We start from the raw sequence: 23,078 nt of genomic DNA on the forward strand, positions 1-23,078 counted from the left end.
AAATTGTTGCTCAACCGGCCGAACGACCACCCCGAAGTCGTGGTCGTTCCTGTCGGCTCCGGTCAGTCCGGCTAGGACTTCGCCGGAGGCTTGGGTGCTGGCGGGCCTGTCATACGGGGACGGGCACGGGCTCGGCGTCCGGGACGTCCAGGTTCAGACGTCGCAGGAGTTTTTCCGGGTCATCCGTCAGATGCGTCCGCAGCTTCTCGTGCAGGAACACGTAGCCCCCGCCGAAACGGCGCAGCAGGACGCGTTGCTGGGCCTCGTCCAGGTAGTGCTGATAGCGGGCGGGCGTCGCGCCGGTCCAGATCAAGACGGCCCGGACGGTCCAATGCTGGATGACAGCCAGCCCGCCGTACCGCAGCGCCCGTGTCAGGCCGAGCAGTGAGCCGAGGTATCCGGCGGCAAGCCCGATCGCAACCGCAGGGGCTCGCGGGGCGACGAGCAGGCCGATTCCTGCGGTCACGCCGCCGATGAGCAGCGCGTTGACGGATCCGTGCAGGAAAGCGAACCGCACCGACCTGCGGATTCCCTCGTTGGGACGCGGCCGGTCCTCGCTCAGGGACGGCTCGAAGGCGCCGCTCAGCACGTAGATCAGCCAGATCGGAAACGCCGCCGCCGCGGCCAGCCAGGCCGACCGACCCATGAACAGCGGGAAGACCCGTCCGCAAAGGCCGGTGAGAACGGCGAACATCAGGAGGGCGATAGCCGGCCGGAAACTGTGCGGTCGACCCGTCCAGCGCAGTTGCTCGACTGGGCGCAGGACCGGCTGGAACCAGCCTTCGCCGATCGTCACCTGGATCCACAGCCAGGCTAGGATGGTTGCCAAAGTTGCTGGCGAGCTCAAGTCAACGAGCAGCAGCGGGGTCAGCGAGCTTATGATAGCCGGCAGGTTGCCGCGCACGGCCGCCCAGGCGCTCGCTTCGGGCCGGTGCCGGTTGAAGGCGTCGCCGATGACGACCTGGGCGGTGATCACGATGAGGCTCGAGAAGGCAGGGATCGCCGCGTCGGCGAACCGGACCCCGGTCACGTTCAGCGCGTCCGCCGCGGCCACCCAGGGCAGGGTGAGCGCGGCTCCGAGCAGCGAATCGCTCGCCAGGGCGACGACGCGCGGGAACACGCCGTGCTTGGGGGCGAGCCAGCTCTGGTCAAGCCGGTCGAGGTGCAGCACATCCTCCTGCCGCCGCGCCAGCGCCTTGGCCAGCCAGGTCAGCAGGCGGAGCGACCGTGCCGGATCGGTGCGCGGCCGACGATCGTCCAGCAGCATCCGACGCACGTAGGCGTCGAAGATCAGCTTCTCCCGCTGGGCTGGCGTCCGGTCGGGCAGCCGCAGTGCGACGGCCGCGCGGCCCGCGTACGCGCCGTGGATCACTTGCAGCATGAGCGGCGAGCGGAGCAGCGACCACAGGCTTGGGTCGTCGTCGAGCGCCTTCTTGACGTCAGCCATAGCCTCGAGGTCGGCGGCCAGGTATCGCTCCGCCTGTTCCTGCTCGACCGGCCGGAGCCGCGCCCGCAGCGGCACGTCGACCTCCCGCGCCAGATCGACGAACTCCGCCCGGCATGACACGACGAGGCCGAGCGTGCGCCGCCGGAACGCCGAAAGTTCCTCCGCACAGCGTCTGCGGTGCGCCGTCGGCACCTGGTCGAGGGCGTCGAGCACCGGCAGTACCAGATCGGCGTCCAGCCACGATCGCACGAGTCGTCCGTCGACCCGGTCGTAGGTCTCCGCGATAGCCCGGACGAGCCATTCGGCCAGCGGCTCGCCCCGATAGGAGGCGAGACTGAGCAGGATCGGGATTGGGGTCTTCCGCTCCGGCTCGGCAAGGGCCGCCCCCGCGAGGTCACGGGACAGACGGGCGAGCTGCGTTGTCTTTCCCAGGCCGGCCTCGCCAAGGAGCAGCAGGCTCTCACCGGACCGCTCGAACAGGTCATGCAGCGTCGCGCCTTCGACCGGGGCGGCGAGGAACGGCTGTCCCTTCTTCGCCGAACGGGATTTTGCCAGCGGCGGGTCCCTCAGCACCTCGAAGGAAGGCGGCAGGAAGTAGGCCGTCTCGGCGTCTGCGACGATCTGCCCTGCGGTGTCGCGGACCAGCTTCAGCATCCGCAGCCGCGTCGCGTCACCGCGATCACGCCCCCGCCGCCGGCGCAGCAGCATCGACGCCGCTAACAGCAGGCGCAGCCAGCGCCGCACCACGGCGCCTCGGGCATCGAGTGGGCGGACCTGCGCGACCAGTGCCGGCTCATCCTGGTCGACCCCGGGCAGCGGGGCGAGACCACGGGCGACCGCCGCCGCCAACCGCGCGTCGTCATCCCCAGAGCCGCCGCCGATCTCAGCGCTGGTGCCAGCACCGGTGTCAGTGTCGGTGCGGACACCGGTGCTGACGGTTCTATCAGCGGCTGCGTTGTCGGGCGGTTTAGTGCCGGGCGACACACCCAGCCACACGTCCAGGTCAGTGCGCTCAGGTGGCACCGGGCGGTTGATGTTCGCCGCGTACTGGTTCAAAGCGTTGACCAAGGCGATGAGCTGCCAGGTTTTGACGGTGCTGGTCCCCTTGAACTTCTCGTCAATGGTCGCCCGCGCCATCGGCGGCCCGCTGCGTTGGTTGATCAGTTTCTCGAGCTCCCGGAGCGACGGGCTGCCGCATTCGTCCCGCAGCGCTCGCAGCTCAGCGGCGAGATCTGTTCTCCGGGCTGCTTCCTGGTCGCTCATCTGGTCAGCGGTCCCCCCTGTCTGGGGTCGGCCGTGTTCGGCCGGACCCGTCTGGGTGCGTCTGCAACGGTCAAATCATGGCCCATCGTCGAGGTCTGATGGACCCAGACGCCCGGATTCACCGGGTGGCGCCTCTCGGAGGAACCCGTGTCCGATTTGATCATCGCTGGCACCAGCGCCGCATCCGGCGTCAGCCTGGCCTACGCCGCTAGCCTCCTAGTCGCGGCGCTGACCGCGGTCCTTGCCCCTTCGGCCGATCGGCGTGCCGACGCCCGGCGGACCTTGTCGCTGCTGCTTTCACTGCTGTCCCCGCGTAGGTAGCCGCCGGAGCCGGCGGGGCGGCACCAGCGGCCGCCCCGTCATCGGCAAATAGGCTCGATGCGCATACCGATCGGGCTGGCCCGGATCCGGGTGGACGCGCTGGCCGAAGCTCTGCCCGAGCATTGCTGACAGACCCGACCGGTCGGGGCAGGCGCGAAGAGGCCCCGCTGGTATCAGCGGGCCTACTTGCACTTGGACGAACCCGTGCCGCCGACTGTCGGGCAGCGCTATCTGCTGATCCGCCGGAACCTGACGACCGACGAGACCGCGTTTTACCGCTGCTGGGCACCGACGCCGGTCGGGTTGAACGCGCTGATCCGCACCGCTGGCGTTCGTTGGAAGGTCGAGGAGGCGTTTCAAACCGGCAAAGGGCTGGCCTGCCTAGACGAGCACCAGGTCCGCCGCTACGTCTCTTGGTGCCGCTGGATCGTGCTGGCCATGCTTGCCCACGCCTTTCTCACCGCCCTGGCAGCCGAACAGCCCGAACCACCCGAGGGACTCGGCCTGATTCCCGCTAACCCGCAACGAGATCGCCCCCCTCCTGGCCGTCACGCAGCACCGGGGATCGCGTAGATGATCGAAGCTCCACCGCACCACTCCTTGCCCCCTAGTACTCCAGCCGTAGTTCGTGATCTCGATCGTGAGAGGCGCCGAGGAGACAGCTGGCAGCGTCGATCATCTGGACGAGACCGACCACGCCGTCGCGGGCGTCCGTTCCTTCTCCGCCTACCCGAGTCCACCGAGACGGAGGGCGTTCCTTATCTCGCTGAGCTTCGCGGTCGCCGCCGGGGTCCACTCCTTCGCCTGCTCACCGAGACGGAGGGCGTTCTCAATCTCGCTGAGTTTCGCGGAGGACAGAACGCCCGCTCGCTCGATCAGGTCGTCCCGGGACACGGTGGTCAGCCACGTGCAAGGGGTAAAGCCCGGACGCGGCAACGCGAACCGCAGCACGCCTTCAAAGGGCAGTCCTTCCACGGCGCCTACTACCACTTCGACGCCCAGACCGGTGATGTCGACACCCGCCCGAGCGACGACCTGCATCACCCGGATCCCGGACGCGCCGTCTCCCGACAGCAGCACGACCGGCCGCCGCTCGTCGAACTCCACCCACCAGACTTCACCACGTTGCACATGTCCTCCTGACACAGGAACGGCGGGCGGACGCTGCGCGACCCCGACGCGCTGTGGAGACGGGTGCGGCCACCCGTTGATCATCGGTGTGTGAAGACAAACGATCACGCGGTGGCCGCAGGTCACAGCGTAGACCCTGCCCGCTGGCAGGAGGCGTTCGAGGGCCTGATGAGCCGGATAGCGGGACGGTTCACACGGGTCGAACCCCGGTTCCGAGTCAGGAAGTTGGTGCTCGGACTGCTGTCGGACCTGCCGCGCAAGAACGGCTGGACCATCGCCGAATGGGCCGGGGAGAGGACCCCGGACGGCATGCAGCACCTGCTCGGCCGGGCCAAGTGGGACGCCGACCGGATCCGCGACGATGTGTGTGACTACGTGGTGGACCACCTGCACGACGACCAGGCGGTACTGGTGGTCGACGAGACCGGGGACGTGAAGAAAGGCACCGACACGGTCGGCGTCCAGCGCCAGTACACCCGTACCGCGGGCAGGATCGAAAATGCCCAGGTCGCCGTCTACCTGGTCTACGCCGGCCGGCGCGGGCACGCGGCAGTGGACCGGGAACTGTACGTCCCGCGTTCATGGACCTCGGACCCTGACCGCTGCCGGGATGCCGGACTCGGCCAGGACGCCGCCTTCGCCACCAAGCCGGAACTGGCCACTCGTATGGTTGCCCGATTCCTGGACGCCGGCCACCAGGCCGCATGGGTCGCCGGCGACGAGGTCTACGGCGGCAACCCCAGGCTGCGAACCGCATTGGAGGGACGCGGCACCGGCTACGTCCTCGCGGTGGCCTGCTCGCACGAAGTCACTACCGGGGCGGGGAGGTTCCGTGCGGACACCCTGACCAAGAAGGTGCCCAAGCGGGCCTGGCAGAAGCTCTCCGCAGGGGCCGGGGCCAAGGGCCACCGTTTCTACGACTGGGCAGTCATCGACCTCGCCGACCCCCGACCCGGGAGTCGTCAGCTGCTGGTCCGCCGTAACCGCAGCACCGGCGAACTCGCCTACTACCGCTGCTACTCGCCCGCATCCGTGCCGCTGACCGTGCTGGTCAGAGTCGCTGGATCAAGATGGCGGGTGGAGGAGTTCTTCCAGTCGGGCAAGGGCCTGGCCGCACTCGACGAGCACCAGGTCCGCCGCTATACCTCCTGGTCCCGCTGGGTCACCCTCGCCATGCTCGCGCACGCCTTCCTCGCCGTCGTACGCGCAGACGAGCACACCCGCCCCGCACCCGATGCCCTCATTCCGCTCACCTGCAACGAGATCCAGCGCCTGTTCATCACACTCGTTGTCCGACCCGTCCACGATGCCGCCCACCGGCTCGGTTGGTCCGACTGGCGGCGCCGCCACCAGGCCCGATCCCAGGCCAGCCACTACCGTCGACAAGCCACCCAGGCATGAAGATCACGATCTACGGCTGGAGTACTAGTCGAAAGGTATCTGCCGTCCGATGGCACAGCTTCGATCTCGAAATCCCTAACCCCGCTCTGTTGCGGGAGCCCACGGCGCCCAAGACCATTTCCAGCAAGCCAACATGACGCCACAGCCCGAACGGGATGCCACGCGCCTTCCACCTCAGGATGGAATGGTCCGGTTGGGCGCAGTGATCACTCAGTGAGCCACAGACCCTCGAGAGCACCGCCGCGGGAGTTGTTCTCCGTGTGCGAATCCGGTGGCTTTTCGCTGGACTTTTCAAACGTTCCCCCTATGGTCGTCGTCCCACCATTCCTTCGCTCAGGGGAGCGTGACCAACCTGCTTCTTGCACCGACTCGCCCGATCGGCGTTCTGCGCCATCGCAAGGACCCCATGTCATCCCAGGAATCCGCGAAGAGCGGACGAAACGTTTCCCCCGATCTGGTCACCGGCAAATGGCTAACGACCGATGAACTCGCGGGCATCTTGAACGTCGATCCCTCCACGCTCCGTCGCTGGCGCACTGCCGCCCCCTGCAAGGGCCGCCGTTCGTCCATGTGTCCGATCGCGTCACCCTGTACAGCGCGATCGATGTCGAACACTGGCTGCGCAGTCGCCGTGTCGATCCCGCGCAGGCGGCCTGACATGGCGATAGCGACACCTCCTTCCGCCATCGAAGCCGTGCCGGTTGGCGTCCGCCTCACCGCTAATGTCGAATACCGGCCCAACCGGCCTTCGCCCTATCGGGCTCGAGTGCGCTGGTGGGACCCCGAGACGAAGTCCCGCAAGTCCCTCTCCGAGGCCAAAGAGACCGAGGACGAAGCCCAGGAGTGGATCTCGGCCCTGGTCGAGGCGGCCCAGGCAGGCATCAACCCATCGCTGGCGACCATGCTTGTTGGCCGACTACGGCACCGCGAACATGGACCTCGCGCTCCGCGGGTTGGAGCTCAAGACGCTCGACCCATATCTGGCCGGTTGGCGTCTGCGCGTCGTGCCCTCCCTCGGCCATCTCCCGGTACGGATGATCACCAACGGCGCTGTGGACCGCACGGTCTACCGGTGGATCGCCGACGAGCAGAGCCGTTCCACCGTCAAGAACACCATCGCCGTCCTCGTTCGCGTGATGGAGCAGGCTGTCCGAGACGGGCTCATCAAGGTCAACCCTGCCCGGGTCAGCGGCTGGCAACGCCAGTACCAGTTGGTCGAGGATGAACTCAACGACCCGCGTGCGCTCGCCCTGCCCGACTGGGACACTCTCCAGGCCCTCGCCAAAGCCCTGGTGGCCCGCTCGTATGGCGAATACAGGGGTTGGGGCGACGTGGTCACGTTCGCGGCCTCCACCGCAGCCCGCATCGGCGAGGTCTCCGGAGTCCGCGTCAAGGACACCGACAACTGGATCTGGACCGTCCGCCGACAGACCACCCCCGCCCCGGGCGGGCTGGTGGACAAGGGCACCAAGGGAAAGCGAGCCCGCAAGGTACCCCTCATCGAGGAGGTACGCCCGATGGTTGCCCAGCGACTGCTGGCCGTCGGCAACGATCCCGATGCCCGGATCTTCTTCGGACCGCGCGGGGGACGCATCTCCACCGCGGTCCTGCGCGACGCCACCCACTGGGACGACGTCGTCACGGAGCTCGGCTTCGAACACCTACGACGGCACGACCTGCGCCACACAGGACTGACCTGGTTCGCCGTCGCCGGCGTCCCGCTTCACGTCCTGCGCAAGATCGCCGGACACGGCTCGCTGACCACCACCCAGCGCTACCTGCACCCCGACGCCGGCCAGATCACGGCAGCTGGCGCCGCGCTGTCTGCGCACCTCGTGGTGCTCCGTGCACCTCGTTCGCTGCCAGTCACGGCCGTTGCCGCCGTCTGACCCGCTCTGACCACCCTGGTCCCCAACTGGTCCCCAAAAACGATCAAGGGGCCGTTTTGGATTGCTCCAAAACGGCCCCTGATCTGCGACTCTTTCGAGTCGGGACGACAGGATTTGAACCTGCGACCCCTTGACCCCCAGGAGTGAGGTCCGGGGTTATTTTCTGGATATAACAGACTTGATTGGGGCGCAAGTTGTGCACAAGAGGCTCGTTCGTGTGTCATCGCGCACACCGTGTGGTCCCCAACTGGTCCCCAGGGGCGCCTCGGAGGACAGGCATTTGCGATGTCGGCTCCCCCTCTCTCGCGCCACTTCGGCCGCCCATGCTCCGATCGGGTGAAAGGTGAGTGGACATCCGGCGCGCCCCGGGCGCCGCCGCATCTGAAGAAACGATGGGAGCTTGGTAGGACGGGGGCGTTCCACCGCGACCGAAAGGTGCTCGCCTCATGCCCACCACCACCTGCAGCGCGCCAGGACACGGGATGCCCCCGCGTCCGAAGTCCCGTTGGGGACGCCGACTTACGGCGTTCTTCGCCGGCACCCTGATGGCTGCCGCTCTGCCCCTGGCCGCCGGAGCCCCGGAGGCCCAGGCAGCCGTCGGCATCTTCGAGTACTCCGTCCCCACACCGAACAGCACGCCGATCGGCATCACCACCGGGCCGGACGGCAACATGTGGTTCACCGAGACCAACGGCAACAAGATCGGGCGGATGACCCCGACGGGGAGCATGATCGCCGAGTACCCGGTGCCCACCCAGTTCTCCGCCCCGCACGACATCACCACCGGGCCGGACGGCAACGTCTGGTTCACCGAGCGGAGCCTTGTGTCCAACAAGGTCGGGAAGATCGATCTCAGCGGCACCATCACCGAGTACCAGGTGCCCGAAACCTTCAGCGAGCTCACCGGGATCACGTCCGGGCCGGACGGCGCACTGTGGTTCACGGAGCAGAACGGCAACCGGATCGGCCGGATCACCACCGCGGGCGCCATCACCGAGTACGCCGTGCCCACCGGGCACAGCCAGCCGAACGGTATCGCCGCCGGGTCGGACGGCAACCTGTGGTTCACCGAAACGGCGGCCGGACAGATCGGCAGGATCACGCCCGCCGGCGCGGTCACCGAGTTCCCGATTCCGGGCGGCGGCGCCCCGACCGGAATCGCCGCCGGTCCTGACGGCGCCCTGTGGTTCACCGAGTTCGGCGGCGAGAAGATCGGCCGGATCTCCACGGTCGGCGCCATCAGCGAGTACCCCATCCCCACCACCTCGGGGCAGCCGGAGGAAATCACCGCAGGTCCGGACGACAGCCTGTGGTTCACCGAGCGCAACAGCGGGAAGATCGGGCGGATCAGCACGGCCGGTGTGATCGCCGAGTTCCCCCTGCCTTCCTCGGAGCGCGGCCCCTGGGGCATCACCACGGGTCCGGACAACGACATCTGGTTCGCCGAGACCGCCAACTACATCGGGCGTCTCGACCTGACCGATGGCGACCTCGGCGCCACGAAGTCCGACGCGGGTTCCGACCCCGTCGATGTGGGGCAGAACGTGACGTACACGCTCACCGCGACCAACAACGGCCCGCAGACCGCCGAAGGGGTCGTCCTCAAGGACACCCTGCCCGCCGGACTCCAGTTCGCCTCGGCGTCCGCCGGCTGCACCGCCGCCGGTACCACTCCGGACGTCGTCACCTGTGACATCGGCACGCTCACCGCCGGGAACAGCGCCACGCGCACCATCACCACGACGGCCACGACCGAGGGGACCCACACCGACACGGCAGCGGTGGCCGGCGCCGTCTCGGACCCCGTCCCGGCCAACGACATCGCATCGGAGACCACCACCGTCGCGGCGACCACGTGCTTCGGCGAGCAGCCGACGATTACCGGCACCCCCGGCAACGACCAGATCACCGGAACGCCCGGGCGCGACGTCATCCTGGCCCGCGACGGCAACGACACCATCAACGCCGGCCCCGGCGACGACCTCATCTGCGGCGGCCCCGGCGCGGACAACATCACCGGCGGCCCCGGCATCGACCGGATCGCCGGCGACTCGGGCAACGACATCCTCCACGGCTCCCCCGGCAACGACACCGTGACGGGCGGAGACGGCGACGACTCCCTGTTCGGTGAGGACGGCAACGACAACCTCGACGGCGGCCCGGGCACGAACACCAACAACGGCGGCCCCGGCACTGACATCTGCACCAACCCCAGCACTGGCCCCAGCTGCCCCTGACACCAAGTGGGTGCTCCCGGCTCCGGGAGCACCCCCTGATCTCGACTGGCGTTGATCCTCTTGGGGCCTCACGAATTGGGATGGCCGAGTGCGATCGTGGTCGCGGTCTTCGTGCCGTGTTCGGGAGTCAGCAGGTCCGAGGCGCGCAGGATCAGCAGGGTAGCGGCGACGTTGCCGACCTCGAACGCGGCGACCACGCCCAGCAGTTTGCCGAGATCGCCCCGGAGGACGGGCTTGATGCGGATCTTGAGGGGGGACCTTGTCCCGGCTGGTCGGGCGGGTGGTCTTGCGGATGGCGTAGATGATCGCGCCGGCGGCCAGCAGGCCGGGAATGGCGCAGAGACCGATCGCCCACTGGACGCCGACCCAGGCGACCAGGCCCAGCGCGAGGAAGGGTCCGAAGATCGCGCCCAGGTTGCCCACAATCCGCTCGAACTCGTACGCCCGCCCGTACGCCTTGGGCGGGACGATGTCCGCCAGCAGGGCGTTGCGGGCGGGTACCTGAAGTCCGCGTGGGGTCCAGGCGGCGGCACGGAGAACCACCTGCCACTCCGCGGTGGCGCCCGCGGTTGCCGCGCCCACTACCGCGGTCGTCGCGTACCCGCCGACAGCGACCTTCCACCGTCGCGCCGGGTCGTCTGCGAGGACGCCGCCACCGAACCTGGCCGCCCCCACCTGCGCGTCGGAAATACCCTCGATCGCCCCCAGCGCAGCGGCGGAAGCGCCGAGCGTGGAGGTCAGCGGGGAGGGCAGCAGCGCGGTCGGGATCTCGTGGCCGACGTCGGCGAGGAAGCTGGCCGAGCCGATGCCTTGACTCCCCGGGTGAGCCACTTGCCCTGGTCGTGGTGTCGGCAGGCGGTTGCGGCGTCAGTCATGTCGGGCAGTCTGACGGGCGGAAGGGGACGTTCACAGTTGACGATCCCACCAGCTCCGCAGGCCGGGGTCTGTGATCTCTCCGAGGCCGCCGACCTCGCAGATCACAGGAAATCCCAACTCTTCGAGCACATCCATCGGGTTCCCGTGCGAGCTTCGCCCAGGACGAAGTCCGCGAACTCCCCGACAGTCGTCACGTCCACCTCCGCGGGCGTGCGCTGGCCGACTTTCGCGGCTTCCTCGTGCCGCCACTGGCTATCGCTGCCCCGGATCAGTGGATCCGTCCGCCATAGCAGCTACGTGCTGGCACCCACGGCGGCGAGAACGACGGTCCTGAGACGTAGGGTCGTATAGAAGGTGCTGGCGCCACAGTGACGACGGCTTGCCGGCAAGTGCGGCCCGGCCCGGCACTTCCACCCTCCGCCCAAGCGGACCAAGATCCGGGCCAGTTGCGGACCAAGCTGCGAACACTCCGCCCTCAGAGGGTGTTCGATACCGGTTTAGGCTTCCGCAAGGGGTTTCGGGCGGAGGTATTGCCCGGTTCTGTCCGGGCTGGCGGTCAGGCGGGTGGTCATGGAGTTGACCATGGCCCAGTGGATCATCGAGCGTGACCGGTCGGGTAACGCCTCGCAGTCCCGGTGGAGCCGCTTGTACCTGGACATGATCCCGAAGGTCTGCTCGACGCGCCATCGGATCGGCTGGACGACGAAGCCTTTCTGTTCCTTGCTGCGGGCGACGACTTCGACGTCGATGCCGAGGTCTTCGCCGTGTCTGACGACGCCGTTGTTGTAGCCGGCGTCGACCCAGGGTTTCGTCACGGTGGGCCACTTGGCGGCGAGGGTGTCCAGGATCTGCTTGCCGCCGGCGGAGTCCTGGACACCCGCGGCGGTGACGATCAAAACGAGGAGGAGTCCGAGGGTGTCGGTGGCGATGTGCCGCTTGCGGCCCTTGACCTTCTTGCCTGCGTCGAAGCCCTGGGATTCTTCCGGGGCGTTCGGGGAGGCTTTCACCGACTGGGCGTCCACGATCGCCGCGGTGGGCAGGATTCTGCGGCCCTTCTTCGCCCGTAGTTGGTCACGGAGGGTGTCGTGGATCTCCTCGGTCGTGCCGTCCCGCTCCCACTCCTTGAAGTAGCCGTAGACCGTGGTGTGGGGCGGGAAGTCGTGCGGCAGGTAGCGCCAGGCAATGCCGGTCCGAGCAACGTAGAGGACAGCGTTCACGATCTCGCGCAGGCTCGTCACCGGCTCCCGCCCCTCGGCGCGGGAGGCCCGCCACTTCAGGAGCATCGGCTCGATGAGCTCCCACTGATCGTCCTTCAGGTCCGAGGGATATCCACGTCGTTCAGTCACAGTCGACCAATACCGCCCCCACACCCCCTACCGCTACGAGATCATCGAAACAAGTCCGCGCTCCCACGCCAGAAGCCGGACAGTTGGGGGGAATCCCCTATCGAACGCCCTCTCAGGGCGTCCTCGACCGGCTCCGGAAGCTGTCCGACGAAGCCTGCGTTCCCCGCATCACCGTTCACGGCTTGCGGCACCTCGCCGCCACGATCACCCTCACCGCTGGAGTCCCGCTCACCGTGGTTTCGAAGACGCTCCGGCACTCCACCCTCTCGACCACCGCGAACCTCTATAGCCACCTCACCCAACAGGCCGCCCGCGAAGCCGTCGACACCATCGACCACACCCTCACCCGGGCCCAGAAACGCGACAATCGACGGACCTTGATGGAGCGACTGCGACCACCGCGCGACCACATCCGGCACCTCCGCGAAGCCCTCAACCAGCTCCGCTCCCCCGCCCCGCCCGCGTTCAGCACCATGTCGGACCGGCCCCGAACCGGGCGTGCGACCACACCGCGACCACCAGCATCCCGGGCATGGAAAAGGCCGCCCTCCCATGTGAGAGAGAACGGCCTCCGACCTGCATGAAGCATGGTCGGGACGACAGGATTTGAACCTGCGACCCCTTGACCCCCAGTGCGCCCATCAACATGGGCGCTGGTCCCCAACTGGTCCCCGAGGGGCGTCACCTACGGGTGTCACGGCTGTTCGGAAACGACGGGTGCGGCGGCCGTTTCCCCGTCCCTCGTAGCCTCAGTCACGTCGCCCGAGGGCGGGGAGTCGGCCCAGGGGCCGTCGGCCGGCAGGCTCCGATGGTTCCGGTCTCTCCGGGGCACTCGGCCGGACGGGCGATTGAGCGCCACGGGCTACGTGAGCCCGTCGTTGTACCGGCATGTCTGACTTCATGGTTCAGATCCCCGCGGACTGGCTCGCCCGAGTGTTCCTCTCCCTGCGTCGTGGCACGTCCGCCGATGCCCACGCCCTCGCCGGAGAACTGCAGCCGTTCACCGAGAAGCCCGGCCAACGGGTGCCGATCCCCCGGACGACGGTGCTGCGCACCGAACTGGCGCTGCGCAGGGAAATCGAGATCGCCGACGAACAGACCCGGCGCACGGAGTTGTCCGATCAGGCCGGGTACCTGATCAGGACACAGCTCCTCGACTGACCGACACCCGCCGCTACCACGCCGGGCGCAGTGATGCCCGACCATGCCGTGTGTTTCTCGGGCGCGGCCTTGCGGGCAGAGGCGCTTTCTGTTGGATCGGGTGGCGTGCAAGTCCTCGGCGCCTTGCACAGGCCGGACGCGGCTGGCACAACTGCGGGTCGTGGAGGCGAGGAAAATCAGCTGCGGCCGGCACCGCACTTCACTACAGCTCGTGACTGTCGGACGGCGATGTCCGGGGCGACGGGGGCACGGTGGGGCGGCGAGCGGTCACGTCGTTTCGCCGGGCGTATCGAGCGGCTTCCGACCGGTTCGCCATGTCGAGCTTGCGCAGCACGGCGGCGACGTGGTGCTCTACGGTGCGTCGCGACAGGAACAGTTCGTCGGCGATCTCGGCATTGCGGAGTCCGTCGGCCAAGAGGGTGAGTACCTCCTGTTCGCGGATGCTCAGTCCGTCCGGGCCGGCAGCGCGGGAAAGGCGTCTGGGGATGTCGCGCACCCCGAGTCGGCGCAGGCGGCGCGCTGTGATGTCGCGCATAGGCCGTGCTCCCAGGCGGTCGAAGGCCGCGAGTGCCTCGCGCAGCATCCCTTCGTCATCGGTGTCGGCGAGCGCGAGCGCGGCCTCGTAGGGGCAGCCGATCTCCTGCCAACGCTCTGCCGACTCGCGCGGGCGCCCCGACAGCTGGAGCCGGTACGGTCCTGCCGTCTGCGCCGGGACAGTGGCCGGTCCGTCGGCGCGCGAGAGCCAGTAGGCCAGCTCACCGAGGAGCCACGGCTCGCCCTGCGCCGCGGCGGCGGCCAGGGCAGGGGTGACCAGCGTGCGTACCTGATCGAGGTCGCCGGTGTGCGCCGCGGCTTCCGCCAGCGCCGGAGTGGAGCCGATGATCCAGCCGACGACCGGGTCAGCGGTGGCCATGACCGAACGGACCCGGGTCAGCAGGGGGCGGGGATCGGCGTCACCTCGGCGGGAGCGCAGCCTGCCCAGCACCACCATGGCGATCATCTTGCGTCCGTCTTCCACGCCCGCTGTGCGCAGCACCTCCGAGGCGAGCGCCTCGGCCTCGTCCCACCGGCCCTGGTCGAGCAGCGCCCGCGACCGGAAGGCGCGCAGCCATTGGCGCCAGACTTCCTGCCCGTGATCGTCGGTGAAGGAGAGGGCCTCCCCGTAGCATCGCTCGGCCTCCTGGTACCAGCGGCGGGTCACGCAGATCAGCTGGAGCCAGAAGTAGCCGAGTCCGGCCTGATCGAGTGCGGATGCCTCGCGCGCCAGTTGGACGCTCTCCCCGATCAGGTCGAGGCCGGACACGTCGCCGTCCTGCGCGCGGCCGATACCGATCGACAACAGCGCGAGCGCCCGATCCAGCGGTCCGGTGCCCTCGCCGGCCGTGGCCAGGAGCCGCTCGCCCCAGGTGACCGCGTCAGCGTTGCGGAACGCCATTGCGGAGAGCTTCGCGCGGATGGCGCAGGCGAGTGCGTACTCGGGCCCCGGCGGCTGCCCCGCCAGCAGCGCGAGTGCCTCGTCGCAGGCCTTCTCCCCGAGCGGGATCTCCCGGGCCAGGTGCGCCGCGGTGATCGCCACCCCGACCAGCGCCCCGCCCCGCCGACGGTCGTCGCCGACCTCCCGCCACGCCTCGACGGCCTCCTGCCGGGCGCGCAGGGCGCCGTCGAGGTCGTCGGCGAGATGGCACTCCCGGCCGAGTTCCTCCAGGAGCCCGGCCCGGTCCGCGTCCGGCCGCCCGTCCCGGAACACGTCGAGCGCACGGCGAAGGTGCGCTGCGGCCTCCGTGTGAGCCCCCAGCGTGGACGCCCGCTGTGCCGCGAGGGGCGCATAGGCGAGCACAGCGGCCCGGTCGTCGGCCCGCTCTGCGTGATCGGCGAGCCGCGCCGGTTCCACTTCGCCGGGCGGCCGTGCACCGAGTACGGCCAGTGCGCGCCGGTGCAGGGCCGCCGCGCGTCCCGGCGGGATCGCCTCCATGACCGCGACTCGGACCAGCTCGTGCCGGAACGCGACCGCACCGTCATCGGCGGCGACCAGCCCACCGTCCACGCAGGCGTCGAGGTCGTCGCCCGCCCGGCCCGAAACCGCCTCCACCAGCCACGGGGCTACCCGGGTCCCGAGACAGGCAAGGGCATCGAGCGCCTCCCGCGCACCCGGCTCCAGGCGGGCGGCGCGAGCAAGCACCGCATCCCGGACCGTAGGCGGAACGGTGGCCCGGCCATCCCCCAGGACCTCGATCACGAAGAACGCATTGCCGCCCGTACGGCGGTACAGCTCGGCAGGGTCGATATCCGTCCCCGCCGCAAGCCGTGCCACGGCCGCCTCCGACAGCATCGGCACCGTCAGTCGGCGTACGACGGGAAGGGCCGCGAGGTCCCCGGCCAGGACGCGCAGGGGGTGGCGTGCCCCCACTTCGTCCTGCCGGTAGACGACGACGAGCATGGCCGGGCAAGCCTCGATGCGGCGGCCCAGGAAACGCAGCAGGTCCAGCGTGGCCTCATCGGCCCAGTGCGCGTCGTCGAGCACCACGAGGGTGGGGTCGCCGCCGCCCCGCAACTCGTCGAGCATCAGGCGGCGCGCTTCCACCGGATCGGCCTGGCCGGTGAGGTTCCGGCGCAGCGGCGGCGACAGGCTGTGGGCCATGTCGCGGAGCGGACCGAGTGCAAGGGGCGTGGTGAGGGGTTCGCAGCTGCCCCGGAGCAGGCGCACGTCACCCAGCCCCCGGCAGAACTCCTCGACCAGGACGGTCTTGCCCGCCCCCGCGTCACCGCCGACGAGAACGAGCCGTCCGGTGCCGGCGCACGCCTCACGCCACCAGCGGGTCAGCGACACGATCTCGCCGTCCCGTTCCTCGAGCGTGCAGGGGCCGACCGTCACCTTGTCCATGGTAGGCAGGCTGCCGCCACAAGGTTGGGTAGCGGCTACCGATGTCCGCAGCCGGCCCGGCTGCGCATGCTGCGTCATGACCGAAGGAACGGAACGAACGCAGCGGCGGAGGCAGTCATGGACGACTACGACGTGATCATTGTCGGCGCGAGCATCGCGGGCTGCACGGCGGCCACGGCGTACGGCCGGGCCGGGCTTCGCGTGGCACTCGTCGAACGGCATCGCAGCCCTCAGGCGCACAAGACACTGTGCGGCCACTTCGTACTCGGCGGCACGCACGACGTCCTGCAGCGACTGGACTTCTGGCAGCCCCTGGTCACGCACGGCGCGGCCGTGACGAGCGGACTCAGCATGTGGACGGAGCACGGCTGGATCGTCCCCCGGCCGGACAGTGCGGTTCCGCCGGCGATCAGCCTGCGCCGCAGCAAGCTGGACCCCCTGCTGCGGGAGATCGCCGCCGCGACCCCGGGCGTGGACCTCATGCCGGGACACCGCGTCGTCGACCTCCTCCAGGACCACGCAGGCGGCGTACGGGGGGTGGTCACCGCGAACGGCGAGGCCGAGCGCACCGAACTCCGCGCCCGCCTCGTCGTCGGCGCGGACGGCCACCACTCCGCCGTCGCACGGCTCGCCGAGGTCCCCGAGGACCACGCCCCGAACGAGCGCTTCCTCTTCTGGACCTACTACGAGGGCGCGACGATGAACGGCCCCGGCGACGGCCAGGTCTGGCGCGTGGGCCGGGACGTCGCCGTCTGCATCCGTGTCGACGACGGGCTCACCCAGGTGGGTGTCTTCCCGGCGAAGGACCGGCTCCCCGAGTTCACCACCGAGCGGCAAGGCGCCTTCGACCGGTTCGTCGGGTGCCTGCCGGACGGGCCCTCCCTCGTCGGCGCCCGGCAGGTGTCGAACCTCATCGGCACCACCGACTACCCGTGCATACGCCGAGACCCCACACCGCGGCCCGGGCTGGCCCTGATCGGCGATGCCGCCACCGCCTCGGACCCGGTTCCGGCCGTGGGCTGCGGCTGGGCGTTCCGCAGTGCCACGTGGCTGACCGACGCGACCGCCGAGCCCTTGGCCCAGGGCCGGGACCTGCACCGCGCGCTGCGCGACTACCGCCAGGCACACCGGTTCATCGACACGTACGACGCTCTCGGCCGGCGGGAGGCACTCGCCAGGCCACCCAGCTCGCTCCAGCGGGCGATCCGCACGGCAGCCGTGTCCGACCCGGACATTTCCCGTCGGCTCACCGCGTTCGCGATGCGGGCAGCGCCCCCATCGGTACTGCTGAACCCCAAGGTCATGATCCAGGCCGCGGTCGGGTCCCGGGCGCCCAAACTGCGGGGACGACGCCCGGCTGCCCCCGCCCGGCAACCCACGGGGCCCTGCTGACAGCGGCCTACGCCGATCATGACCGGGTTCTTCACCAGGCTCGGGACGGCGGCGTACGGAATGATGGGGCCGAGAGGCATGTGCCATGGCCGCTCGCCGCGAGGACTGTCGCGAGCCCGCTGGAGGTCCTGATGCTGACCACCCCTGTATGCCGCCTCCTCGGTATCGATGCCCCGATCATCTGCGCGGCCTTCGGCCCCTGGGACGAGGTCGATCTCGCGGCCGCAGTGTGCCGGCCCGGTGGGCTCGGCAGCCTCGGCACGGCGGTGCGGCCCCTCCCGGAACTGAAGGAGCAGTGGGCTCGGCTGCGGCAGCTCACCGACCGGCCGTTCGCGATCAATCACACGAGCCGCCCCCTTGACGAGGAGGCGTTCCAGGCCACGATCGAGGAGCGGCCGGCAGCGATCTCCATCCACGTGGCGGTACCGCCCGCCCTGATCGCCCGGGCGCACGATGCCGGCATCCTCTGGATCCAGCAGGTCTCCAGCCGCAGTCAGGCCGACGAGGCTCTCCGGGCCGGAGCGGATGTGATCGTCGCGCAGGGCGGCGAGGCCGGCGGGCAGGGTGGGGATGTCGGCACGATGGTGATGGTCACGGACATCGTCGACATGGCGGGCGAGGTACCCGTCCTCGCGGCCGGCGGGATCGCCGACGGCCGTGGCCTGGCCGCGGCGCTGGCACTGGGCGCGCAGGGTGTGCTGATGGGGACGCGCTTCCTCGCGTCGGAGGAGATGAGCGTGTCGCAGGCGTGGAAGAGCCGGATCCTTGAGTCCGCCGCCTCGGACGCGGTGAAGGCCGTGGGCAGTGAGCGGATCCTGCCGCCGTTCAACCTCCCCGGCAGTGCCGGGGTGCCGCGCTGCCTTCGCACCCCCCTCGTGGACGCCCTGCGCGAGCACCCCGAGCAGGTGGACCCCGCAGAGACCGTGCCCCGCGTGATGGCCGCGATCCTTGCCGGCGGCGGCGAAGAGTACCTCCCCTTCACCGGCCAGTCGACCGCCCTCGTGCACGAGATCCTGCCCGCCGGCGAGATCGTCCGCCGGACCGTAAAGGAAGCCGAGGCGGCGCTGGCGGCAGCTGCCCGCGCCATCGGACCGGAACCATGACGGCCCTCGGTCCCGGAGACGTGGAGACCCTGACCGCGCTCGACGCCACCGCCCAGGCGCAGCTCGTCCGTACCGGAGAAGCCACGGCCGAGGACCTCGTCACGGCGGCCGTCACCCGTATCGAGGCTCTCGACCCGCAACTGAACGCCGTCGTCACACCGGTATTCGAGCGGGCCCTGGACCAGGTCAGGGCCGGTCTCCCGGACGGCCCGTTCACCGGAGTCCCGTACCTGCTCAAAGACCTCGTCACCGAGCAGGAGGGCGTCCGCTTCTGCGAGGGATCGGTCTTCCTGCGCGACCACGTCTCACGGCACGACCAGGAGCTCGTACGAAGGCTGCGCGCCGCCGGACTCGTCATCCTCGGCAAGACCGCCACACCGGAATTCGGCATGAGCCCGACCTGCGAGTCCGTCCTGTACGGGCCGACCCGCAATCCGTGGGACACCACCCGGACCACCGGCGGCTCCAGCGGCGGATCCGCCGCCGCCGTCGCCGCCCGGATGGTCCCCGCGGCACACGGCAACGACGTCGGCGGCTCCATCCGGTTCCCCGCCTCCTGCTGCGGGCTGTTCGGCCTCAAACCCAACCGCGCCCGGGTGCCGCTCGGCTCCGCCTACGGGGACGCCTTCGGCGGATGGGCCTGCGAACACGCCCTGACCCGTTCCGTACGGGACTCCGCCGCACTGCTTGACGCCGTCGCCGGGCCCGAGCCGGGCGACCCCTACCCGGCCCCGACAGCTCCGGGACCCTTCGCCGACCAGGTCCGCCACGAACCGGGCCGCCTGCGGATCGCGTTCAGCAGGCGCCCGGCGGACGGCCACCCCGTGCACGCCGACTGCCTCGCGGCCCTGGACGACGCCCTCGGGCTCCTCGCCGGGCTGGGCCACAAACTCGTCGAAGCCGACCTGCCCGGCCTCACACCGGACGTCGGTGACGCCATCGGCACCGTATACGGCGCCGGCGTGTCCTGGATCCTCGCCTACTGGATCCGCGAACTCGGCCGCGAACCCCGCCCCGACGAGCTCGAACCCCTCACCCGGGCGTACTGGGAACACGGCCTGCACGTCACCGGAGGCGACTACCTCCTCGCCGTCACCACACTCCAGCATTTCGCCCGCACCGCCGACCGGTTCCTCAGCCGCTTCGATACCTGGCTCACTCCGACCCTCGCCCAACCACCGCTCCTCCTGGGCGAGATGACCTCCACAGAGGACGAACCACTGCGCGCCGCCGAACGGAGCGCCCCCTTCGTCGCCTTCCCCGCCGTCGTCGCCAACATCACCGGCGCCCCCGCCATGTCCGTACCCCTGTACTGGTCCGGCAGCGGCCAGCCCATCGGCGTCCACTTCCTCGGCCGCGTCGGCGACGAGGCAACCCTCCTCCGCCTCGCAGCCCAGCTCGAACAAGCCCGCCCCTGGGCCGACCGCAGCCCGGACCAACCCGCCACGCCGACGTGGCACGATCCGGCCGCCGGGGCCAGCCTGGAAGCAGGACACTCCCCGTAGCCCAGCGAATGGAGACGGCCATGACGGCGACGACGCGGGAAGACACACCGATCGTGATCGAAGGCGGAGGCGTCGAACTCCGTACGCAAGCGATCGGAGAAGACCTGTCCGTGGCCTTCGTCCGGTTTCCGCAGGGCGCTGATATGAGGCCGGCCCTGACCGGCCTGCCCGACGGCCTCTGCGCCTGCCCTCACTGGGGCTACATGCTCAAAGGGCGGCTGAAGATGGTGACGAAGGACGGGGAGGAGATTTACGAAGCGGGCCAGGCCTTCTACTGGCCGCCCGGGCACGCCCCCGTGGCACTCGAGGACTGCGAATACGTGGACTTCTCACCCACCGAAGCCTTCACCACCGTCATCGACCACATCAAGGCACAGGGCTGACCCGACCCGCTAGTGCTCCACACCAGCCCCGTACGGCCCAGGCCCGCGCACGCAGCGGGAACGTCGGTTGGTACCCCGTCGCGGCTGGCTGGGACGGCGCGTACTGAGTGGTTTGCGGTACACCCCAAAACCACGGAGCCCTCGGCCGCCATGCCGTGATCAACGCCTGAGACTCCCCCCGGGTTACGCCACGGATGCGGCAGCCTCCCCGCGCGGGCGTCACCCGCCAGATGCCTGCGTGTGGCCAGCGAGAGGGCTACGGCCTGGCTTCAGCGGTCGGGCGTCTTCCCCGGCCGTTCCAGGCGCGTGCGGTGAGGGCGATCGAGCCGTCGGCCTCGGTGGGGACGCCGGCTCGCAGACGCTCGCGCAACGCGTTCTGCCCCTTCTGCGACAGTGAAGCGAGGTACGACGGGGCAGGCCCTTGCCCGCCCAGGAACGGGGCCCAGTAGTCGTCGAAATCCCTGAAGCGTGTAGGGATGTCGATCTCGTCGACCTCCACGTCCGCCAGCCCGGCCGACCGCAGCAGCTCGCCCAACGGCCCGGGCGCGCACAAGGGGAACCGCAGGGCCTCGTCCAGCTTCCGGCTGCCCTCGTCCAGGGAGACGGCGGCTTCCCAGAAGTAGCGGATGAGTTCCATGCCTCCCTGGGTGTAGTCCCAGACGTACGCGGCGACCGTGCCGCCGGGGCGCACAATGCGGGCCATCTCGGCGACCGTTTGCCCGGGAGCAGGAACGAAGTTGAGGACCAGGCCGCTGACCGCCACCGACGCCCGGCCATCCGGGAACGGCAGCCTCATCGCATCGCCGCGTACGAACTGGGCCCGGGAATCCGTGACGTGCTGCCGGGCGTACCGGACGTAGCCGTCCGACGGCTCGACTCCCACCACTCGCCGGGGGCCGGCCACGTCCAAGACCGCCCGCGTGACGGCACCCGTCCCGCAGCCGATGTCCCGCCAGTCACTGCCCGCCGTAATGTCCAGCCGGCGGACGCACTCCATCGCCACCTGCCGGCTCCACCGCCCGATGTACGGCTCGTACGCTTGCCCTTCGCCCCACACCGGCGTTCACCCTCATCCCGGACGGCCGGCCCGGCGGGCCCGACACCCGACCGCCTCAAACCAGCATGCACGGGCCCCCGCCCCCTCGCAGCCCGGCCGAGAGCGCCGGCCAAGACGAGATCCAATGCGGGTCGCACATTCGCCGTGGCCAGACCCTCCCCTGGCCTCAGCACGGACCGATGCCACCCCGGTCAAAGAGCTTCCTCGCATGCGGAAGGCCCCGGGCGACGCTCGGGCGGTTCCCGGTCCCGCTGAAGCCGCAACCGCCCAATGCGTCGTAGATAGGGGAATCGGAAGCCCCGTCCACCTCCCCGCCGGCTTGTGCGGAACCGTTTCGTAAGTCCTCCTTACCGCGCCCACCGAGCCCTCGCTCCGAAAGCCGGGCGACGCCGCTGGCCCGTGACCCGCGATCGCCCGACCCCGGGGCGGTGGCAATCCGTCAGCGGTTACCCGGCTGACCCAAAGGGCGTGCCGCAAGGGTGTTGGCGTCAGCGCCTCCTCGGACTCACGTAGAAGCGGTGTATTCAGGAGGGATGGATCTTCAAGCAGGGCGAGCGGGCGGCAGCCGCCGGTCAGGGGAGGCGGGAAAGGCAATACTGGCGGTCCCTCTTGCGATGATCGCCCTGGTGACAGTGGTCGATGTTCTGGCCCCGTCCGACGTGCACCTCGGCCCGTTTCTGGTCGCCGCCCCCGCCATCACTGCCTCATTCGCCGGACCCTGGATCACAGCCGTCATCGGGGCCGTCGCCGTCCTGGCCCAAACCGCGATGGTGCGTGGCAGCGTCACTGACCTGAACCACACCTTCCAGATCAGCGCCCTCGTTCTGATCTCCGTGTTCGTGACTGTCTTTGCCCATCTCCGCGAAGTGCACGAGAAGGAAATGATCCAATTGCGTTCAGTGGCCGAGACCGCGCAACAAGTGGTGCTGCGGCCACTGCGTGAACGGATCGGCCCGCTGCGCATCGCCTCCATGTACCTGTCCGCCGTCGCCGAGGCGCAAATCGGCGGTGACCTGTATGCCGCCGCCCGCACCGCGCAAGGGACCCGGTTGATCATCGGCGACGTACGAGGCAAGGGCCTGGAGGCCGTCGGGGAGGCAGCCCTCGTACTCGGCGCCTTCCGAGCCGCCGCCCGCCACGTCGGCGAACTGCCTGAGCTGGTCGCCTACCTGGAGGAAGCCGTCGCCTCGGACCTGGACGATGCCGACATCCCTGCCAAGGAAATCGGTGACCAGAACGAACGGTTCGTCACCGCGGCCGTCCTCGACATCCCCGACCACGAACCCGAGCTCCACATCATCAGCTGCGGCCACCCACCGCCCCTCTTGATCCGCGGCCACCACGTCCTCCCTCTCGAGGTGGAACTTCCCGCACCACCCCTGGGCTTGGCCGAGCTCTTGCACCCCAACGTCGCCACGGAGACCTTCGCCTATGCGCCGGGAGACACGCTGCTCCTCTACACAGACGGCGTTCTTGAGGCACGTGACGGGAGCGGAGCCTTCTATCCCCTGCAGGAACGCATCGCCACTTTCCCCGGCGCAGGCCCGCACGATCTGCTGCGTCACCTGCACAGCGATCTCCTCGCCCATGCCGCAGGAGGAGTCCTGGGGGACGACGCCGCGATGGTCGCAATCCAGCGCGTCCAGTGACGGCCGACCGCCTGACGCCGCGCCGATAGGGCCGAC

The 23,078-nt window shown here is 69.6% G+C and carries 17 protein-coding genes and 1 pseudogene; 11 read left to right on the forward strand and 7 right to left on the reverse strand.

The window, feature by feature from the left end; genetic code table 11:
- Positions 1 to 109 precede the first annotated feature (109 nt).
- Positions 110 to 2,710, reverse strand: a complete 2,601-nt coding sequence (locus tag OG299_RS00655; protein ID WP_327359997.1) for an NACHT domain-containing protein — start codon at positions 2,708 to 2,710, stop codon at positions 110 to 112.
- Between the two features lie 513 nt (positions 2,711 to 3,223).
- Here OG299_RS00655 and OG299_RS00660 point away from each other — a divergent pair.
- Positions 3,224 to 3,604, forward strand: coding sequence for a hypothetical protein (locus OG299_RS00660; protein ID WP_442817466.1), 381 nt, complete (start codon positions 3,224 to 3,226; stop codon positions 3,602 to 3,604).
- Positions 3,605 to 3,757: 153 nt separating this feature from the next.
- Here OG299_RS00660 and OG299_RS00665 read toward each other — a convergent pair whose 3' ends face one another.
- Positions 3,758 to 4,162, reverse strand: coding sequence for a type II toxin-antitoxin system PemK/MazF family toxin (locus OG299_RS00665; protein WP_327359998.1), 405 nt, complete (start codon positions 4,160 to 4,162; stop codon positions 3,758 to 3,760).
- A gap of 168 nt (positions 4,163 to 4,330) precedes the next feature.
- Between OG299_RS00665 and OG299_RS00670 the strand changes: the two genes are divergently transcribed.
- The 3 genes from OG299_RS00670 (at position 4,331) to OG299_RS00680 (ending at position 9,689) form a co-directional block, all read left to right on the forward strand.
- Complete coding sequence (locus OG299_RS00670; protein ID WP_327364417.1) at positions 4,331 to 5,563, forward strand: IS701 family transposase; 1,233 nt, start codon at positions 4,331 to 4,333, stop codon at positions 5,561 to 5,563.
- Between the two features lie 908 nt (positions 5,564 to 6,471).
- A complete protein-coding gene (locus tag OG299_RS00675; RefSeq protein WP_327359999.1) occupies positions 6,472 to 7,452 on the forward strand; it encodes a tyrosine-type recombinase/integrase in 981 nt (326 codons plus the stop codon).
- A 446-nt stretch (positions 7,453 to 7,898) separates the two neighbouring features.
- Positions 7,899 to 9,689, forward strand: coding sequence for a virginiamycin B lyase family protein (locus OG299_RS00680; protein WP_327360000.1), 1,791 nt, complete (start codon positions 7,899 to 7,901; stop codon positions 9,687 to 9,689).
- A gap of 68 nt (positions 9,690 to 9,757) precedes the next feature.
- Here OG299_RS00680 and OG299_RS00685 read toward each other — a convergent pair whose 3' ends face one another.
- The 3 genes and pseudogenes from OG299_RS00685 to OG299_RS00695 all read right to left on the reverse strand — a co-directional run bounded on the left by OG299_RS00685 (position 9,758) and on the right by OG299_RS00695 (position 11,911).
- Positions 9,758 to 9,886 carry a hypothetical protein gene (locus OG299_RS00685; protein ID WP_327360001.1) on the reverse strand — a complete coding sequence of 43 codons (129 nt, stop codon included), beginning with the start codon at positions 9,884 to 9,886 and terminating at the stop codon, positions 9,758 to 9,760.
- A 106-nt stretch (positions 9,887 to 9,992) separates the two neighbouring features.
- Positions 9,993 to 10,520 (reverse strand): annotated as a pseudogene (locus OG299_RS00690) (MFS transporter); the annotation flags it as partial.
- Between the two features lie 542 nt (positions 10,521 to 11,062).
- Positions 11,063 to 11,911 carry an IS5 family transposase gene (locus OG299_RS00695; RefSeq protein WP_327360002.1) on the reverse strand — a complete coding sequence of 283 codons (849 nt, stop codon included), beginning with the start codon at positions 11,909 to 11,911 and terminating at the stop codon, positions 11,063 to 11,065.
- An 83-nt stretch (positions 11,912 to 11,994) separates the two neighbouring features.
- Between OG299_RS00695 and OG299_RS00700 the strand changes: the two genes are divergently transcribed.
- Complete coding sequence (locus OG299_RS00700; RefSeq protein WP_327360003.1) at positions 11,995 to 12,495, forward strand: tyrosine-type recombinase/integrase; 501 nt, start codon at positions 11,995 to 11,997, stop codon at positions 12,493 to 12,495.
- 316 nt (positions 12,496 to 12,811) lie between these two features.
- The gene (locus OG299_RS00705) at positions 12,812 to 13,072 is read left to right on the forward strand and encodes a hypothetical protein (protein ID WP_327360004.1); all 261 of its coding nucleotides are present in this window, start codon (positions 12,812 to 12,814) and stop codon (positions 13,070 to 13,072) included.
- Positions 13,073 to 13,274: 202 nt separating this feature from the next.
- On the opposite strand, the gene OG299_RS00710 is transcribed toward OG299_RS00705, so the two are convergent.
- Positions 13,275 to 15,953 (reverse strand): ATP-binding protein, encoded by a 2,679-nt coding sequence (locus OG299_RS00710; RefSeq protein WP_327360005.1) that lies wholly within the window; start codon positions 15,951 to 15,953, stop codon positions 13,275 to 13,277.
- 117 nt (positions 15,954 to 16,070) lie between these two features.
- On the opposite strand from OG299_RS00710, the gene OG299_RS00715 reads away from it, so the two are divergent.
- The 4 genes from OG299_RS00715 to OG299_RS00730 all read left to right on the forward strand — a co-directional run bounded on the left by OG299_RS00715 (position 16,071) and on the right by OG299_RS00730 (position 20,336).
- Positions 16,071 to 17,345, forward strand: a complete 1,275-nt coding sequence (locus tag OG299_RS00715; RefSeq protein ID WP_327360006.1) for an NAD(P)/FAD-dependent oxidoreductase — start codon at positions 16,071 to 16,073, stop codon at positions 17,343 to 17,345.
- 131 nt (positions 17,346 to 17,476) lie between these two features.
- Positions 17,477 to 18,448, forward strand: a complete 972-nt coding sequence (locus tag OG299_RS00720) for an NAD(P)H-dependent flavin oxidoreductase (RefSeq protein WP_327360007.1) — start codon at positions 17,477 to 17,479, stop codon at positions 18,446 to 18,448.
- The gene (locus OG299_RS00725; protein ID WP_327360008.1) at positions 18,445 to 19,953 is read left to right on the forward strand and encodes an amidase; all 1,509 of its coding nucleotides are present in this window, start codon (positions 18,445 to 18,447) and stop codon (positions 19,951 to 19,953) included. The genes OG299_RS00720 and OG299_RS00725 overlap by 4 nt, the downstream gene beginning before the upstream one ends.
- 20 nt (positions 19,954 to 19,973) lie before the next feature.
- Complete coding sequence (locus tag OG299_RS00730) at positions 19,974 to 20,336, forward strand: cupin domain-containing protein (RefSeq protein WP_327360009.1); 363 nt, start codon at positions 19,974 to 19,976, stop codon at positions 20,334 to 20,336.
- 256 nt (positions 20,337 to 20,592) lie between these two features.
- Here the strand turns inward: OG299_RS00730 and OG299_RS00735 are convergent, their stop codons facing one another.
- Complete coding sequence (locus OG299_RS00735) at positions 20,593 to 21,333, reverse strand: class I SAM-dependent methyltransferase (RefSeq protein ID WP_327364418.1); 741 nt, start codon at positions 21,331 to 21,333, stop codon at positions 20,593 to 20,595.
- Positions 21,334 to 22,007: 674 nt separating this feature from the next.
- Between OG299_RS00735 and OG299_RS00740 the strand changes: the two genes are divergently transcribed.
- Positions 22,008 to 23,042 carry a PP2C family protein-serine/threonine phosphatase gene (locus OG299_RS00740; RefSeq protein ID WP_327360010.1) on the forward strand — a complete coding sequence of 345 codons (1,035 nt, stop codon included), beginning with the start codon at positions 22,008 to 22,010 and terminating at the stop codon, positions 23,040 to 23,042.
- The last annotated feature ends 36 nt before the right edge of the window (positions 23,043 to 23,078 follow it).

The sequence above is a fragment of the Streptomyces sp. NBC_01296 genome (assembly GCF_035984415.1).
GTDB lineage: Bacteria > Actinomycetota > Actinomycetes > Streptomycetales > Streptomycetaceae > Streptomyces.